The organism is Tepidimonas sp. HKU78, from assembly GCF_049860815.1.
In the GTDB taxonomy this organism is placed as follows: Bacteria; Pseudomonadota; Gammaproteobacteria; order Burkholderiales; family Burkholderiaceae_C; genus Tepidimonas.
The window spans coordinates 2,434,286-2,450,618 of the sequence record NZ_CP187547.1 but is presented as its reverse complement, the minus strand read 5'-3'; the positions used below and the strand labels follow the sequence as shown (position 1 = coordinate 2,450,618).

The window sequence follows — 16,333 nt, the reverse complement described above, 5'->3', positions numbered from 1 at the left end:
ATCTCACTGGAGCCCAAGCAATGAAAGTTTTTTACGACAAGGATTGTGACCTCAGCCTCATCAAGGGCAAGACTGTGGCCATCATCGGTTACGGCAGCCAGGGCCATGCGCACGCGCAAAACCTCAACGACAGCGGTGTGCGTGTCGTCGTCGGCCTGCGCAAAGGGGGCGCCTCGTGGGCCAAAGCCGAAAAAGCCGGCCTGACCGTCATGGAGGTCGACGATGCGGTCAAGGCCGCCGACGTGGTCATGATGCTGCTGCCGGACGAGCAAATCTCCGATGTGTACAAGGCCAACGTCGAGCCCCACATCCGCCAGGGGGCGTCGCTGGCGTTCGCGCACGGCTTCAACGTGCACTACAACCAAGTGGTGCCGCGCGCCGACTTGGACGTGTGGATGGTGGCGCCCAAGGCGCCCGGTCACACCGTGCGCTCCACTTACCTGCAAGGCGGCGGTGTGCCACACCTGGTGGCCGTGCACCAGGACAAGAGCGGCAAGGCGCGTGACCTGGCGCTGAGCTACGCCATGGCCAACGGCGGTGGTAAGGCGGGCATCATCGAGACCACGTTCAAGGAAGAAACCGAGACCGACCTGTTTGGCGAGCAGGCGGTGCTGTGTGGCGGCGCGGTGGAGCTGGTCAAGATGGGCTTCGAGACGCTGGTCGAGGCTGGCTACGCGCCCGAGATGGCCTATTTCGAGTGCCTGCACGAGCTCAAGCTGATCGTCGACCTGATGTACGAGGGCGGCATCGCCAACATGAACTACTCGATCTCCAACAACGCGGAGTTCGGTGAGTATGTGACCGGCCCCGAGGTGATCAACGAGGAATCGCGCAAAGCCATGCGCCGCGCGCTGGAGCGCATCCAAAACGGCGACTACGCCAAAATGTTTATCCAGGAAGGGCGGCTGAACTACCCCAGCATGACGGCGCGTCGCCGCAACCTGGCCGCGCACCCGATCGAGGTCGTCGGCGCTCAGTTGCGCGCCATGATGCCCTGGATCGCCAAGAACAAGCTGGTCGACCAGAGCCGCAACTGAGCCCGCGCGGGCGTACACTTGCGCACCCGGCAGAGTCTGCCATCAGAGTCTCGGCCGGGGTGCATGTTTGGCCTGCTGCTTGCTCATGATCGAAGAAACCGAACATTCCCTCGAGGCGCCCACGCCTCGCCGCTCCAAGGGCATCTACCTGTTGCCCAACCTGGTCACGCTGGCTGCGCTGTTTGGCGGGTTCTACGCCATCGTCATGGCCATGAACGGCCGCTACGACTTGGCCACGACTGCGATCTTCGTGGCCATGGTGCTCGATAGCCTGGACGGGCGCATCGCGCGCCTGACGCACACCCAGAGTGCCTTTGGCGAGCAGATGGACTCGCTGTCGGACATGGTGTCGTTCGGCGCCGCCCCCGCCCTGGTGGCGTACGAGTGGGCGTTGCGCGATCTGGGGCGCTGGGGCTGGATCGCGGCCTTCGTGTACTGCGCCTGCGCAGCGCTGCGGCTGGCGCGGTTCAACGTCAACACCCACGTGGTGGACAAGCGCTATTTCCAAGGGCTGCCATCGCCCGCCGCCGCGGCGCTGGTGGCCGGCTTCATCTGGTTGGCCACCGATGCGGGGCACACGGGCGATGGGCTGCAGTGGGGGCTGTTCGCCCTGACGCTGTACGCGGGGCTGACCATGGTCACCAACGTGCCCTTCTACAGCTTCAAGGACCTGAGCCTGAAAAAGAGCGTGCCATTTGCGACGTTGGTCCTCATCGCCCTGGGCATCGCCATCATCAACATCCACCCGCCAGTGGTCCTGTTCGTGCTGTTCGTGCTCTATGGACTGTCGGGCTATGTCGTCTATGCGGTGCGCAAGGCCAAGGGGCGTCCGGTGAGCGTGGTCAGCACGTCCACCGATGAGCCTGACGAGCGCGGCCTGCACGAGTAACCCATGGGTTTGACCTATCGCGGCGATGGAAGGTGTTCATGGGCTGGGAGTCCCGGCTTGTGATACATTGCGCCCATGGACCGTTTGCTGAATCGCCTACTGCGCCTACCCCATGGCGGGCAGGCGGTTTAGCGCGCGCAACCTAACCCCCACGGCCCGCATGCCATCCCGCTGCGGGCCGTTTGTTTTGCCGACCGCGCAGCCGGGATGGGGGCCGCAGCCATCCCTGTAGGAGTTTCCGCCATGACCGACAAGCTCATCATTTTCGACACCACGTTGCGCGACGGCGAGCAATCGCCCGGCGCCTCCATGACCAAAGAGGAAAAGCTGCGCATCGCGCGCCAGCTCGAGCGGCTGCGCGTCGACGTGATCGAAGCCGGGTTTGCCGCCAGCTCCAATGGCGATTTCGAGGCGGTCAAGGCGATCGCCGACACCATCAAGGACTCCACGGTCTGTTCGCTGGCGCGCGCCAACGACCGTGACATCTCGCGTGCAGCCGAGGCGTTGCGCGGTGCGAATCGGGCGCGCATCCACACCTTCATCGCCACCAGTCCGCTGCACATGGAAAAAAAGCTGCGCATGACGCCCGATCAGGTGTACGAGCAGGCGCGGCTGGCGGTGCGGTTTGCGCGCAACCTGTGTCCGGACGTGGAGTTTTCTCCCGAGGACGGCTACCGCTCCGAGCTTGACTTCCTCTGCCGTGTGCTGGAAGCGGTGATCGACGAGGGCGCCACCACCATCAACATCCCCGACACGGTCGGCTACGCGGTGCCGGAGCTGTACGGCCAGTTCATCAAGACGCTGCGCGAGCGCATCCCCAATTCGGACAAGGCGATTTGGAGTGTGCATTGCCACAACGACTTAGGGATGGCGGTGGCCAACTCGCTGGCCGGGGTCAAGATCGGCGGCGCGCGCCAGGTGGAGTGCACCATCAACGGCTTGGGCGAGCGTGCCGGCAACTGCGCGCTGGAAGAAGTGGTCATGGCAGTCAAGACGCGGCGCGACTACTTCGGGCTCGAGGTGGGCATCGACACCACGCAAATCGTTCCCGCCAGCCGACTGGTGAGCCAAACCACCGGCTTCGTGGTGCAACCCAACAAGGCCGTGGTCGGTGCCAACGCATTCGCGCACGCCAGCGGCATTCACCAAGACGGGGTGCTCAAGGCGCGCGACACCTACGAGATCATGCGTGCCGAGGACGTGGGCTGGTCAACCAACAAGATCGTGCTCGGCAAGCTCTCGGGCCGCAACGCGTTCAAACAACGTCTGCAAGAGCTCGGCATCGAGATGGAGTCCGAGACCGATCTCAACAACGCCTTTGCCAAATTCAAGGAGCTCGCGGATCGCAAGGCCGAGATTTTCGATGAGGACATCATCGCCTTGGTCAGTGACGAGAGCGTGACGCCCGAAAAAGAGCAATACGGCCTGGTGTCGCTGTCGCAGCACTCCGAGACGGGAGAGCGACCGCACGCGCGCGTGGTCTTCACCATCGACGGCAAGGAATACGTGGGTGAAGCGGACGGCAACGGCCCGGTGGATGCCAGCATCAAGGCGATCGAATCGCACGTCAAGAGCGGGGCGGAGCTGCTGCTGTACTCGGTCAACGCCATCACCAGCGGCTCCACCGAGTCGCAGGGCGAGGTCACCATTCGCTTGCAGCATGGCGGGCGCGTCGTCAATGGCGTAGGGGCCGATCCGGATATCGTCGTGGCCTCGGCCAAGGCCTACCTCTCGGCCCTGACCAAGTTGCACAGCAAGGTCGATCGGGTGGCGGCGCAGGGCTGAGTAGGCGAGTTGCGCGCCGGGCCGATGGGGCGGTCGGCCCGGTGTTGCATCGAACCCTCAAAAAATTTGTCTAACGCGCTGTCGAGAAGCACGTTTTCGCCGGGGCGTGGCCTATACTGATGCCATTGTCGTCAACCAATGGGGCCGACACCATGAGCATCATCCCGACCGCGGGGTTGCGTACGCTGGCCACCGTGCTGGTGGCGTTGGGGTTGACACTACCCCCAGCCATGTGCGAGGCGGCGCCGCGCAAGCCCGCGAAGGTAGCCAAGGCGGATCGCGCCGAGGCGCCGGCCAAACCGCGTGCCAAGGCAACCGCCCGCGCCAAGGCCAAGAAAACAAACCAGCAGAAGCTCCAAGCCCGCAAGGCGGACGTGCCCAGGCGCGCCCCGGCCGTGACCGACCGTGTCGCGCGCGACTCGAATGCATTGGCATCCCGTCCATCTGCGCTGGTGCCTGCGGCGGCAGTCGCGGGACTCGCGACGGCATCTTTCGACGCCGCTTCGACCCCAGCGCCCGCGGCGCAGGCGCTCGATCCCGCCTATCTGCATTCTCAAGCCGTCTTGGTGATCGACCGTGACACCAATGCCGTGCTGGTCGGCAAGAACGATGCCGCTGTGCTGCCGATTGCCTCGCTGACCAAGCTGATGACGGGCTTGGTCATCGCCGATGCTAACCTGCCGATGGATGAGGTACTCACTATTACAGAGGATGATGTCGACCGCATCAAGGGCAGCGGCTCGCGGCTGGCGGTCGGCACCCGGCTGACCCGGGGTGAGGCCCTGCATTTGGCGCTGATGGCCAGCGAGAACCGCGCCGCCCATGCGTTGGGGCGGACTTATCCGGGCGGTGTCGGGGCGTTCGTCGCGGCAATGAACCGCAAGGCAGCCGAGATCGGCATGACCCAGACGCGTTTCGTCGAGCCCACAGGGCTGTCGCCTGACAACCGCTCCAGCCCGCGCGACTTGGCGCGGCTGGTGGCAGCGGCGGCAGAGCGGCCCATGTTGCGCGAGCTCAGCACCGCGCCGTCCTACGAGCTGGCCAGCGGCCGGCGCGTCGTTCAGTACCGCAACAGCAACAAGCTGGTGCGTGAGAGTAGCTGGGATATTCTGCTGCAAAAGACTGGCTACATTCGCGAAGCGGGGCGCTGTGTCGCGATGCAGGTGCGGCTGGCGGGGCGAAACCTGATCATGGTGTTGATGGATGCGGCGGATTCGTCGGCCCGCTGGACCGACGCCGAGCGACTGCTGCACTGGCTCGAACAGTCGCTGCCTCAGGGTCAAGGGCGCGTCGGCGTGTAACCCAATGCGGCGCTGATGCGGGCCGCGGTGGCTTGCAATTTGGGCAGCCAGCTCTCATCGATGCGATTGGCGGGGGCCGAAATCGACAGTCCCGCGACCAGCCTGCCTTGGTCGTCGTAGATGCCAGCGGCCATGCAGCGCACGCCGGGTTCGAGTTCTTCATTGTCGCGTGCCACGCCCAGTCGGCGGCACAGCGCCAGCTCTTTTTCCAGTGTGGGCAATTGGGTGATGCTGTTCGGGGTGTTACCTGCCAGGCCCGTGCGCGTCGCATAGGCGCGCAGCCGCTGCGGGTCTTCCTGCGCCAAAAACAGCTTGCCCACCGACGTCAGGTGCAGCGGGGCGCGCCCGCCGATCGCGCGCACCACCTGCATTCCGGAACGCTCGCTGTAGGCGCGCTCGATGTAGACGATCTCGTCACCCTGGCGCACGCTCAGATTGACGGGTTGCTGGATCTGGCGGTGCAGCTCGCGCATGGGGCCCAGCGCCACCTCGCGCACGTCGAGTCGGGCCTTGACCAGGTTGCCCAATTCCAGCAGTCGCAGGCCAAGCCGGTACATGCCCGGTTGGGGGCGGTCCACGAATCGCCCTATGGCCAGGTCATTCAGGATGCGATGGGCGGTGGATGGGTGCAGCCCCGTCTCTTCGCCCAATGTCTTGAGCGAGACGGGGTCCTCGTGGCGGGCCAGCACATCGAGCAGCGCAAACATACGCTCGAGTACCTGCACGCTGGGTTGAGGGTGGGGCGTATCGGTCGAAGGGCGCATGGTCGCTCGGATGATGTGCATCCATTTTACGAGATGAAATCCCGGCGCGACCTCAAAGACTCAAACGCCAGCGCCCCTCCTGGTACAGCTCATGCGGCCGAAAGCGCGCCTTGTAGGTCATCTTCGGGCTTTCGGCGATCCAATAGCCCAGATAGACGTAGGGCAGATTCAGCCGGCGTGCTTGCTCGATCTGCCACAGCACGCCGTAGGTGCCCAGTGACCCCGGCCAGTCTGGATCGTAGAACGTGTACACCGCCGACAGGCCATCGTCGATCAGGTCGATGAGTGCCACCATCAGCAGCCGTTCGGGGTGACCGTTCGCTGCGGGCAGCACGAACTCGACCAGGCGCGAGTTGACGTGGCTTTGCAGCAAAAACTGGGTGTACTGCTCGACGTCATCCTGGTCCATGCCGCCGCCGGGGTGGCGGCTGCGTTGGTAGCGCAGGTACAGCTCGTAGTGCTGCGGCGAGTAGCCCAGCCGGATGACGCGCGCCTGCAGGTGCGCGTGCTGGCGCCAGGTACGGCGCTGGGCTCGGTTGGGCGTAAATTCGGCCGCGCGCACCCGTAGGGGCACGCAGGCTTGGCAGCCATCACAGCGCGGGCGGTAGGTAAACAGGCCGCTGCGGCGAAAGCCGCTGGCCACCAGTTGGGAGTACGTTTCGCCAACGATCAGATGGCTGGGGGTGGCGACCTGCGAGCGCGCCAGGCGATCCGGCAGGTAACTGCAGGGATAAGGTGCCGTGGCGTAGAACTGCACGGCGGTCAGGGGCAGCTCTTGCAGTCGGGTCACGGCAGGGGCGTCCGTCGGTCAGGGGGTAGAGCAGGGTGGCAGCGGTGCATCGGGCCACAATGCGTCCCAGTATAGGCAATCCCAACGCCACTCGGGCGCGGGTGCGTCGATGGCCCGAGCGACCGCACGGACGAAGGCGTCGCGTGCTTCGGGCGCAGCCCCCAACGAGGCGAGGTGGCGCGTGGCCTGCTGGCAGTCGATGAGGGGAACCCCCCACGTGCGACAAGCCGCCACCAACGCCGCCAGCGCCATCTTCGAGGCATCCGTGCGCAGGCTGAACATGGACTCACCAAACACCGCGCGGCCGATGTTGACCAGGTACAGGCCGCCCACCAAGCGCCCGTCCCACCAAGTCTCGACGCTGTGCGCATGGCCCGCGCGATGTAGGGCGCTGTAGGCATCGATCATCGCTGGCACGATCCACGTGCCGTCTTGCCCCGGGCGTGGGGTGTGGGCGCAGGCTTGGATCACGGCATCGAACGCGCTGTCGAACCGGATCTGCAACCGGCCCTGGCGTAGCCCGCTGCGCAGCGACTTACGCAGTGAATGGCTCAAGTGAAAACGCTCGGGACGCAGCACCATGCGCGGGTCGGGGCTCCACCACAAAATGGGCTGATCCGCGCTGAACCACGGGAATATCCCCTGCCGGTACGCCGCCAGCAGCGTGGGCGTATCCAGCGCTCCTCCGGCGGCCAGCAGCCCCGGTATGGGGTCGCGCGGCCCCCATGCCTGCTCCACGGGCGGGAAGGGATCGCCCGGATCCAGCCAGGGCAGGGTCGGCGTGTGCGCCATCACTCCCCCTTGCGCGGGCGACGGCTGGCCGCCTTGGCGTGGTCGCACCACGCCGCCACCGAACATTGGGCGCAGCGGGGGGTACGCGCTTGGCACACGTAGCGGCCGTGCAAGATGAGCCAATGATGCGCGTCTTCTCGGTAGCGCGGCGGCACCCGTCGCAGCAGGGCCTGCTCTACCTGCAGGGGGGTCTTGCCCGGCGCCAGCCCAGTGCGGTTGGCCACACGAAAAATATGGGTGTCGACCGCGATCGTCGGTTCGCCAAAAGCAACGTTGAGCACCACGTTGGCCGTTTTGCGCCCAACGCCGGGTAATGCCTCTAGTGCGGCGCGATCACGGGGCACCTCGCCGCCGTGGCGCTCCAGCAGCAGCTGGCAGGTGGCCAGCAGGTGGCGGGCTTTGCTGCGGTACAGGCCAATGGTGCGGATGTACGATTCCAGCCCCTCCTGCCCCAAGGCCAGGATGGCCCGTGGCGTGTTGGCCACGGGAAACAGCCGTCGCGTGGCCGCATTGACACTGCGGTCGGTGGCCTGGGCGCTGAGCATCACCGCCACGAGCAGCTCGAACACACTCGTATACTCCAGCTCGGTCTGCGGATAGGGGCGCTCGGCCTGCAGGGTCGCAAAAAAAGCCTCGATGTCGCGGGGTTTCATGTCAAAAAAGGGGCGGCATCAGCGCCGCTGCCCCTCGATGGAGAGTCAATGATGTCGAATTGTGCCGCGAGCGAGTCCGCGCCGACCAATCCCATTCGCTTGGCCACACGCCTTGACCATGTCGAGACTTCGGCCATCCGTGAGTTGTTCAAGCTGCTGGGCAAGCCTGGCATCATCAGCTTTGCGGGTGGATTTCCGGATTCGGCGCTGTTCGATGTGGACGGTATCCGAGAAGCGACCCAGGCGGCGTTGTCTGCCCACCCCGGTGCGGCGCTGCAGTATGGGGCGACCGAGGGGTTTGACCCGCTGCGCGAGCAACTGGCCGCCTACATGGCCGCCAAAGGGGCGACCGGCGTTGCGCCCGCGGATTTGATCGTCACCACCGGCAGCCAGCAGGCGCTCGACCTGATCGGTAAAACGCTGATCTCGCCCGGTGACAAGGTGATTGTGGAGGCGCCCACGTTTTTGGCCAGCATCCAGTGCTTCAAACTCTACGGGGCCGAACTGATCACCGTGCCGGTGGACGGGCAGGGGGCCGATGTCGATCTCCTCGAGCGACTGATCGAGGAGCACCGGCCGAAGTTCGTCTACCTGATCCCGACCTTTGGCAACCCGAGCGGTGCCACGATGACGCTGGAGCGCCGCCGACGCGTGCTGGAGCTGGCGGTGCGCACGCGCACCCTGGTCGTGGAGGACGATCCCTATGGCGACCTGTACTTCGACGCGCCGCCGCCGCCCAGCCTGTTGGCGCTGAGCAACGAAGTGCCCGGTGCCCGCGATTGTCTGGCCCACTGTGGCAGCCTGAGCAAGGTACTGGCGCCTGGCTTGCGCGTGGGCTGGTTGATTGCCCCGCCGCTGCTGCTGGCCAAGGCGACGATGTGCAAACAGTTCAGCGATGCGCACACCAGTACCTTTGCCCAGGCCACCGCGGCGCAGTATTTGGCTGCGGGCCGCATGCCTGCGACCCTGGCGCGGGTGCGCGCCATCTACGCCCAGCGCGCGGCGGCCATGGTGCAAGCCCTGCGGCAGGAGCTGGGGGATGCCATCACTTTCGTGGCACCCAGCGGTGGCCTGTTCGTCTGGGCGCGGCTGACGGGGGCGAATGGGGGCTGTGCCGATGGTGCGCTGCTGGCCCAGCGCGCCATCGAGCAAGGGGTGGCGTTCGTGCCCGGGGCGCCGTTCTATGCGGCCAACCCCGACCGCGCGACGCTGCGCCTGAGTTTTGCGACGGTGGACGAGGAACGCATTCGCGAAGGGGTGCGCCGGCTGGCGGTGGCGACTCAGATGCGCGCCAATTGAACCTTGGCGGGGGCCGCGCTGGCGGCGTCCAGCCGGTCCAGCAAGGGCAGCAACCCGCTGCTCTCGGCCGCGAAGCGGCGCTCCAGCCACGTCAAAAACTCGTTGGCCTCCTTGAGGAACAACGATGCCTGGGCACGGATCGCCTCTGCCGATGACCAGCGCCGATTGAACTCGGCCAGCCTTGGCAGCACCTGTTTGAACTCGGCTGAAAAGCGTGCCGCCTCGGCCCGCGCTGCAGGGTCTGGCGCTTCGGCCAACGCGGGGTAGAGGTCCTTCCCCGTGGCCTGCAGATACTGCGCCAGTTCGCCAAACAACTGCGTCAACTGCAGCCTCACTTCCTTGGCGTTGGCGGGCAGCAGCAAAGGGTTGAAATGCTTGCGCATCGCTTCGATGCACTTGCGCATGGACTGGTGCTGTTGGCGAAAGGGGGCGGATCTGAGCGTTGACATGTCGAGAAAAAAACTCACCAGCAGCACGCCGGTGCTGCATCGCCCAGCGGAAAGCAAGCTGCTATTGTGGGGGGGATGCCCGGTAGGCGTCAACCCCGGCTAGGCGTGCTGTCTGGTCGCGCCTCGCCCCAACCCGGCGCATGCGACCTCACTGGCACCGGGCACGGCGGGTGCCCGTGCCAGTTCGTGCAAGATACCGCAGGACGACGCGGGACCGCCGCCGCTGCACTGCTCCCGCAGCGCTTCCAGCTGCTTTTTCAGGGCGCGCCACTCGCGAATACGCGTGGCGATGTGCTCGATGTGCTCGTCGAGCAGGGCGTTGACGGCATCGCAATCCATCTGGGGATCGTCTTGTACTCGCAACAGGGCGCGAATCTCGTCGAGCGACATGCCCAACGTGCGGCAGTGTCGAATGAGGGTCAGCCGTTGCTGATGCACTGGCCCATAAGAGCGGTAGTTGTTGGCGCTGCGCGCGACGCGGGGCAGCAGGCCTTCTCGCTCGTAGAAGCGGATCGTCTCGACCGGGGTTTGGGTGGCGGCTGCCAGTTCACCGATTTTCATCATGATGACTTGACCCTGAAGTGGCTACAAGGTTTCCAATCGGATCGTCCAAACTTTTGGGGGGCTATCGAAATGAGTCATTCGTGCTGTGAAACCGGATGCGCCGCGCCAGCGGCGACGGCCAATCCTCGCTATCGCCGTATCCTCTGGGCGGCATTGTGGATCAACGCGGCGATGTTCGTCGTCGAGTTGGTCAGTGGCTGGCGCGCGGGGTCGGTGTCGCTGCTGGCGGACGCGATCGACTTCTTTGGCGATGCGGCCAACTACGGCGTGTCACTGGCGGTGCTGGGCCTGTCGCTGGCGTGGCGGGCGCGGGCGGCGGCGCTCAAGGGCCTGACCATGGGCGCATTTGGGGTGTTCGTCCTGGCCCGGGCGGCGTGGACGATCGCCACCGGCGGGGTGCCCGAGCCGTTGACGATGGGCGTCGTGGGCGCCTTGGCGCTGCTGGCCAACGTGTCGGTGGCGGTGATGCTCTATGCTTGGCGCGAGGGCGACGCCAATATGCGCTCGGTGTGGCTGTGTAGCCGCAACGATGCCATCGGCAACGTGGCCGTGATGGCGGCGGCGCTGGGTGTCTTTGGCACCGGCCAGGGCTGGCCCGACGTGGCGGTGGCCTCGATCATGGGCGCTTTGGCGCTCAGCGCCGCTTGGAGCGTTCTGCGGCAAGCGCGTGTCGAGTTGCAAGCCGTTGCCGCATCTCGATGAGCGGCGCGGTGTGCCCCTGCCGATGACACCGATCGACGATAGCTGTCCCGTCCCGGATGATGATTGACCGTCAGCGGTGGCCTTTGAAATCTTCATTCGAGCAACCGCTGTGGCCATATCCATTCATGGGTGACCGCCGATCCCGCGCCCCTTCGTGCGTCATGCCAGCGTTTCCACCTCCAACCCCACCACGCGGCGGCTGTCCCGGCTGAACTCGATGCCCACCAAGTGGATGGGCACGCCCGCGGCGCGGTATTTGGCGGCGTAGTCTTTGGCTTTCAGTTGCGCGAGCGCCTTGCCTTCTGGTTCGAGCTCGACCACTTTGAACTCGAACAGGTAGATGCGCTCCGGGAGCTTCACCGTCAGATCGATGCGGCCCTGGCTCGTGACGTCTTCGGCGATCAAATCCAGCCCGAGCGCTGCGATGTGGCTGTAGAAGACGCTGGCCCAGTAGCCCTCGTACTGCGCGATGGGGTTGTTGCGGTACCAGTCGTGCGGGATGGCGGCGTAGAGGCTGTCGATGTGCCGGTGCAGCTCATCGAGCGCCCCCTCTTGCAACACCACAAACAGGCGGCTCGTGACCATTTCGGCCTGCGATTCATCGCCCATCAGTCCCTTGAGCAGCGCATCGTTGAGACTGGCTTCCACCTCCAGGTTCGGGTAGCTCAGTTGGTATTCGATCCGCGCCCCGACCTGCCGCTGCCCATGAAAGGTGAGATAACCCGTCTGCCACAGCAGCGCCTCCGGCGCCAGGCGCTCCACGTCGAAGGCCGACAGCAGCGCTTCGGAGGCGAAGACCTTTTCCAGGCGTGGGGTGAAGAAGCGCCGCTGCGTCAACACGTCAATGAGAAACGTGGGCGTGCCCGTCTCGAACCAGTAGGGGCGAAAGACGCGTTCCTGGAAGAACAGCAATAGATCGAAGGGGTTGTAGACCGAATCCCCCAACCAGTTGTAGCCGTTGTACCAGTCGCGGATGGCCTGGCGGTCGAGTCCTTCCAGTTCCGGCGAGAAGACGGTATCGACGTCTGCTTCCGTATAGCCACAGATGGCCGAGTATTCCGCCGAGACGGTGATGTCGCGCAGGTTGTTCAGCCCCGAGAAGATCGAGACCTTGCTGAACTTGGACACACCGGTCAGGAAGGCGAACTGGATGTGCGCGTCTTGCCCCTTGATGACCGAGTAGAGGTTGCGCAAGCCCTCGCGCATGGCGCGGGCCACTTCCGGGTCGGTGAGGTTGTCGAGGATGGGCTTGTCGTATTCATCGACCAGGACGACGGCGCGTTGGCCGTATTTTTGCGTGGCCCGCTCGATGAGCTCGCCGAAGCAGCCCGGGATGGAGCGGTGCTCGCAGTGGATTCCAAGGGAGCGCTGGTGGTTGTCGAGCAGTTCGCGGATGCGCTCATCCAGTTGCTCTCGGCTCTCCAGCCGCCCTTCGGCGAAGCTGATCCGAATGACGGGATGTTTCTTCCCCCAATCCCACTTGTCGTGGCAGTACAGCCCGCGAAAGAGGGGCTCGTTGCCCGCGAAGAGTTCAGCGAGCGTATCCAGAAAGAGCGACTTGCCGAAGCGCCGCGGGCGCGAGAGGAAGTAGTACTTGCCTGTGGTGGCCAGCCGGTGCGCGAACGCGGTCTTGTCGACGTAGTAGTAGCCCCCTTCGCGGATGTCGCGGAAGGTCTGGATGCCGATGGGGAGCTTTTTGCGCTTCATGGCGTGAATTATCGGTTGCCGTCGGCCTTTGGTATCGAGATGGTCGCCCCCCTCACGACCCCGCGCGCCAGCCCTCCGGGGTTTGCACGGCCAGGCCCAGATCGGCCAGCGCAGCCAGTACCGCTTCGACCGCTGGCAGTGGGCGGCGCACGAAGCGCGCCGCCAGGGTGACTGCGGGTTGCGGGGTGGGACCCAGCGCGGCCCGCACCGCCGCGATTTGCTCGCGCAGTGCCTGGGGCCAGGGCAGCGGCCCGGTGGCGCTGGGGCCTGCGGCGGGTGCGGCTTCGTCGGTGCCGTCCAGCGCCACCGTGGTTTGCACGGCGGCTTGGCCGTTTGGGTGTTGGTAGGCGGGGCGCAACCAGCGCACGTGGCCTTGCGCCTCTTCGGCGGCGCGGCGCGCATTGCAGGCGACAAGCCGCGCCAGAAGCTCCTCTTCGGCGGCGGCCTGTTCGGGCGGCTTGTTGGGCAGCGGCGTGGTGGCACCGGGGCGGCCCACCAGGGGCGCGGCCAGATCGCTCCAGCCGTAGGCGGCCAGCACCGCCTCGTCCAGCTCGTCGTGCAACGAGGCCAGCACCGACACCAGCCCGGCCTGATGCACCGCTTGCTCCTTGGGGGTCAGGGGCTGGCCCGCGCGCAGCGCTTCCAGCACGTTGTAGAGGCCAGTGAGGGTGAGCTCGGCGTGCGCAGCGAGCACGCGCTTGCGGTGCGCGTCGATGGCCTCGGCGTGGTGGCGGATACGCTCGCGCAGCGCATCGGTCAGGCCGGTGTCGGCATCGGGGAAGGGGAAGGTTTCGAGGCACTGTGTTTTGGGATAGACCGGTCTATCTTCCAAAGTACTCCCGGTTGCCAATGCCCAAATGACATGCACACGCGAGGACAGCACGCCCAAGAAAAAACCATCGTCCAACGCGATATTGATCAGCTTGTGGTCCGGCAGGATGGCGGCGTCGAGGAACTGAAAGAGGCGGTGCTTGGCGGTTTCGACGGTGGCGATGTACCGCGCCAAGCCAGCCGACATCGCACGCCAGCCCTGGCGCGGTTCACCAAATAGCCACCAATCCCTTTTGAGCTTGGGCCGGTTGTTTTGGTCGCGCTCAGGTTTGACTCGCTCGAATACCCACTGGAAAACTGCCGGGTAGCGGCTGCGCACTTCCTCGGCGGTGAGGCCGAACAGGTCAATGACCATGACGCCGCGCGGCTTTTCGGTCAGGTCGCGGCCATTGCGGTAGGGGCGAATATGGCGTTCCAAGTCTGGCACTTGGCCCAAGCCGAGCGCTGTCGCTTCCTCTGGCGACACGATGAACCCGCTGCCTGCCAACATCACGCCGTTCGAGCTGATGCGCGCGTTTGCGGCCAATGCCACGGCCCCCGCCACATCCGCCCCGATGGTGAGGTCGGCGTGGATCACCCCTTCGCGGGCGGCGAGGGTGACGTCGTGCGCGTCCTCGCCCGTGTCGCGCTCGGCGATCACGGTCTGCAATAGGCCCTCGCGCGCATCGCGGCAGCCCACGGTCATGGCAATGCGCACGGCAGCCCCGTCGGCGGCGTCCACCCAGGGGTGGTCGGGGATGGCAAAGGCCAGTTTCAAGGGGTTTTGCGGGGCTTTCAAATGCGCTTCCACCACGCGGCGGTTGAAGGTTTGACGGATGCTGTTGGTGGTGATGAAGCCAAAGCGCCGCGCGCGGCCCTCGCGTACGGCCAACGCCGCGATGTGCCACCAGACCATGACGAAGTCGGCGGAGTCGGGCACGTCGGGCCAGGTGCGGCGCAGTGCCTCCACATAGCCATCGCCGAGCGCGCGGCGTTTGGCTTTGTCGCCGATGAAGGGCGGGTTGCCAAGGATGAAATCGGCCTCGGGCCAGGTGGCCGGACGCGGGTTGACATAGCGCTCGATGGGCACGCGGGCGGTCTCATCGGGCACCGGCTCGCCGGTGACGGGGTGGGGTTTGGTGGTGCGGCCGTCCCAGCGCGTCAGTGGCCGGCCCGCCTCGTCGGTTTCGAGCTCCACCCGGTCGTAGGCCAGCAGCGCGTCGCGGTGTTCGATGTTGTGAAAGTCGCGCAGCACCGGGTCGGGCAGGCTGTCCAGGCTCTTGTGGATGCGGTAGTGCCATTGCAGGTAGCCGATCCAGAGCACCATCTCGGCAATGGCGGCGGCGCGTGGGTTGACCTCCAGCCCCAAGAATTGGTGCGGATCCACGGTGAGGCCGGCCATCTCCAGCCGCCCTTGGGTGTCGCCCAGGTCGGCCAACAGGTTGAGCACTTCGCCCTCCAGGCGCTTCATGTGCTCCAGCGCCACGTAGAGGAAGTTGCCGCTGCCGCAGGCGGGGTCGAGCACGCGCGTGTGGCACAGGCGGTGGTGAAAGGCGCGCACTTCGGCGATGGCCTGCTGCGGCTTGCCTTGCTGAAAGGCGGCGCTGGCGACCACTTGCACGGTCTGCCACTCGGCGCGCAGGGGGTCGATGAGGGTGGGCAACACCAGCCGCTCGACGTAGGCGCGCGGGGTGTAGTGCGCCCCCAGCGCGTGACGCTCGGCGGGGTCGAGCGCGCGCTCGAGCAAGGTGCCGAAGATGGCGGGTTCGACCTGGCGCCAGTCGGCGCGCGCGGCTTGCAGCAGCAGGTCGATTTGTTCGGGTGTCAGCGCGATGACGTCCGGGTGGGCAAAGAGGCCGCCGTTGAAGCGCCGGATGGGGGCGAGCAGCCGGCCATCGAACCCGCCGTGGTTCATGGTTTGCCAGAACAGTTGCAGGGCGGGGACGAAGGCGTCGGGTCGATCGCGCACGCTGTGCAGCAGCCCGGTGAAGGCGCCCACGCCGTCTTGCTGGGGGAGCAGGCCGACGTCTTCGGCAAACATGCAAAAAAGCGCCCGCATGAGGAAGTGCGCCACGCGCTGCGGGGCGTGGCCCTGGGCTTCCAGGGACTTGGCCAGGCGAGCGAGTTGGTCGGCAATGGCGCGGGTGACGCGGGCGGCTTCGCGGCTGGGGTCGAGTTTGAGCGGCTCCAGCCAGAGCAGCCGCAGGCGCTGGCGGATGGCGTCGTGGTGCAGGTCGGCCAGCCGGATGCGGTGGTGCGCCGGGTCGGGGTAGGGAACATAGGTGGCGCCGCTGCGCGAAAAATCGGCGTACAGCTCGATGGAGCGGCCCACGTCCACCACCACGATGAAGGGTGGGCGGCCCTCGTCGGCCGGCAGCGCGCGGGCGTAGGCGTCGGCTTGGGCGTGCGCGCGCAGCATGGCACGGTCCCAGCCGCCGCTGTCCAAGTCCAGCCCGGTTTGCTTGGCCTCCAGCACGAAGCAGCCGCGCCGGTATAGGTCGATGAAGCCGTGCGTCACGCTGCCATCGGCGTGCGCGATGTCCACCCGGCGCTCGAACACGTAGGCATCGTCGCGCGCCTGGCCGGTGGCCGGCTGTGGTCGGGGCAGGTCGAGCGCTTCGGTCAGTTCCGTGAGGAAAAGTTGGTAGTTGGCGCGCTCGCTGCCGCTGGCATCACGCCAGCGGGCGATGAAGGCGACGATGGGGTCGGTGGCGGGGGCGTTCATCTGCCGTCGGTCGGGGGCGGTACTGCAGCGACATGGCGTGGCAGTGTAGCGCCGCTCGACACCATG

At 65.9% G+C, this 16,333-nt stretch carries 14 protein-coding genes; 6 read left to right on the top strand and 8 right to left on the bottom strand.

Annotated features, from left to right (window positions below):
- Positions 1-20: 20 nt before the first annotated feature.
- The 4 genes from ilvC (at position 21) to ACPYIS_RS12055 (ending at position 5,012) form a co-directional block, all read left to right on the top strand.
- Complete coding sequence (gene ilvC / locus ACPYIS_RS12070; protein WP_424894573.1) at positions 21-1,037, top strand: ketol-acid reductoisomerase; 1,017 nt, start codon at positions 21-23, stop codon at positions 1,035-1,037.
- Between the two features lie 85 nt (positions 1,038-1,122).
- The gene (gene pssA / locus ACPYIS_RS12065) at positions 1,123-1,926 is read left to right on the top strand and encodes a CDP-diacylglycerol--serine O-phosphatidyltransferase (protein ID WP_299018420.1); all 804 of its coding nucleotides are present in this window, start codon (positions 1,123-1,125) and stop codon (positions 1,924-1,926) included.
- 243 nt (positions 1,927-2,169) lie between these two features.
- Positions 2,170-3,711: a 2-isopropylmalate synthase gene (locus ACPYIS_RS12060; protein WP_424894574.1), complete on the top strand. Its 1,542-nt coding sequence runs from the start codon at positions 2,170-2,172 to the stop codon at positions 3,709-3,711.
- Positions 3,712-3,863: 152 nt separating this feature from the next.
- Complete coding sequence (locus ACPYIS_RS12055) at positions 3,864-5,012, top strand: D-alanyl-D-alanine carboxypeptidase family protein (protein ID WP_424894575.1); 1,149 nt, start codon at positions 3,864-3,866, stop codon at positions 5,010-5,012.
- On the opposite strand, the gene ACPYIS_RS12050 is transcribed toward ACPYIS_RS12055, so the two are convergent.
- The 4 genes from ACPYIS_RS12050 to nth are packed head-to-tail and all read right to left on the bottom strand — an operon-like array spanning position 4,991 to position 8,011.
- A complete protein-coding gene (locus ACPYIS_RS12050) occupies positions 4,991-5,776 on the bottom strand; it encodes an IclR family transcriptional regulator (RefSeq protein ID WP_424894576.1) in 786 nt (261 codons plus the stop codon). The two genes, ACPYIS_RS12055 and ACPYIS_RS12050, sit on opposite strands and share 22 nt — an antisense overlap.
- 52 nt (positions 5,777-5,828) lie before the next feature.
- Complete coding sequence (locus tag ACPYIS_RS12045) at positions 5,829-6,566, bottom strand: arginyltransferase (RefSeq protein ID WP_424894577.1); 738 nt, start codon at positions 6,564-6,566, stop codon at positions 5,829-5,831.
- Between the two features lie 18 nt (positions 6,567-6,584).
- Positions 6,585-7,358, bottom strand: a complete 774-nt coding sequence (gene aat / locus ACPYIS_RS12040; protein ID WP_299018410.1) for a leucyl/phenylalanyl-tRNA--protein transferase — start codon at positions 7,356-7,358, stop codon at positions 6,585-6,587.
- Positions 7,358-8,011: an endonuclease III gene (gene nth / locus ACPYIS_RS12035; RefSeq protein WP_299018408.1), complete on the bottom strand. Its 654-nt coding sequence runs from the start codon at positions 8,009-8,011 to the stop codon at positions 7,358-7,360. The genes aat and nth overlap by 1 nt, the downstream gene beginning before the upstream one ends.
- Before the next feature lie 93 nt (positions 8,012-8,104).
- On the opposite strand from nth, the gene ACPYIS_RS12030 reads away from it, so the two are divergent.
- Positions 8,105-9,310, top strand: a complete 1,206-nt coding sequence (locus tag ACPYIS_RS12030) for a PLP-dependent aminotransferase family protein (protein WP_424895247.1) — start codon at positions 8,105-8,107, stop codon at positions 9,308-9,310.
- On the opposite strand, the gene ACPYIS_RS12025 is transcribed toward ACPYIS_RS12030, so the two are convergent.
- Positions 9,292-9,759: a hemerythrin domain-containing protein gene (locus ACPYIS_RS12025; RefSeq protein ID WP_424859064.1), complete on the bottom strand. Its 468-nt coding sequence runs from the start codon at positions 9,757-9,759 to the stop codon at positions 9,292-9,294. The two genes, ACPYIS_RS12030 and ACPYIS_RS12025, sit on opposite strands and share 19 nt — an antisense overlap.
- Positions 9,760-9,858: 99 nt before the next feature.
- Complete coding sequence (cadR, locus tag ACPYIS_RS12020) at positions 9,859-10,320, bottom strand: Cd(II)/Pb(II)-responsive transcriptional regulator (protein ID WP_424860187.1); 462 nt, start codon at positions 10,318-10,320, stop codon at positions 9,859-9,861.
- Between the two features lie 72 nt (positions 10,321-10,392).
- Here cadR and ACPYIS_RS12015 point away from each other — a divergent pair, with 72 nt between their 5' ends.
- Positions 10,393-11,025: a cation transporter gene (locus ACPYIS_RS12015; RefSeq protein ID WP_299018404.1), complete on the top strand. Its 633-nt coding sequence runs from the start codon at positions 10,393-10,395 to the stop codon at positions 11,023-11,025.
- Between the two features lie 159 nt (positions 11,026-11,184).
- On the opposite strand, the gene ACPYIS_RS12010 is transcribed toward ACPYIS_RS12015, so the two are convergent.
- Both ACPYIS_RS12010 and ACPYIS_RS12005 read right to left on the bottom strand, forming a co-directional pair.
- On the bottom strand, positions 11,185-12,732 hold the full coding sequence (locus ACPYIS_RS12010; protein WP_425973634.1) for an AAA family ATPase: 1,548 nt from the start codon (positions 12,730-12,732) through the stop codon (positions 11,185-11,187).
- Between the two features lie 52 nt (positions 12,733-12,784).
- Entirely contained in the window at positions 12,785-16,267 is a 3,483-nt protein-coding gene (locus tag ACPYIS_RS12005; RefSeq protein ID WP_425973632.1) for a DNA methyltransferase, read from the bottom strand.
- Positions 16,268-16,333 lie beyond the last annotated feature (66 nt).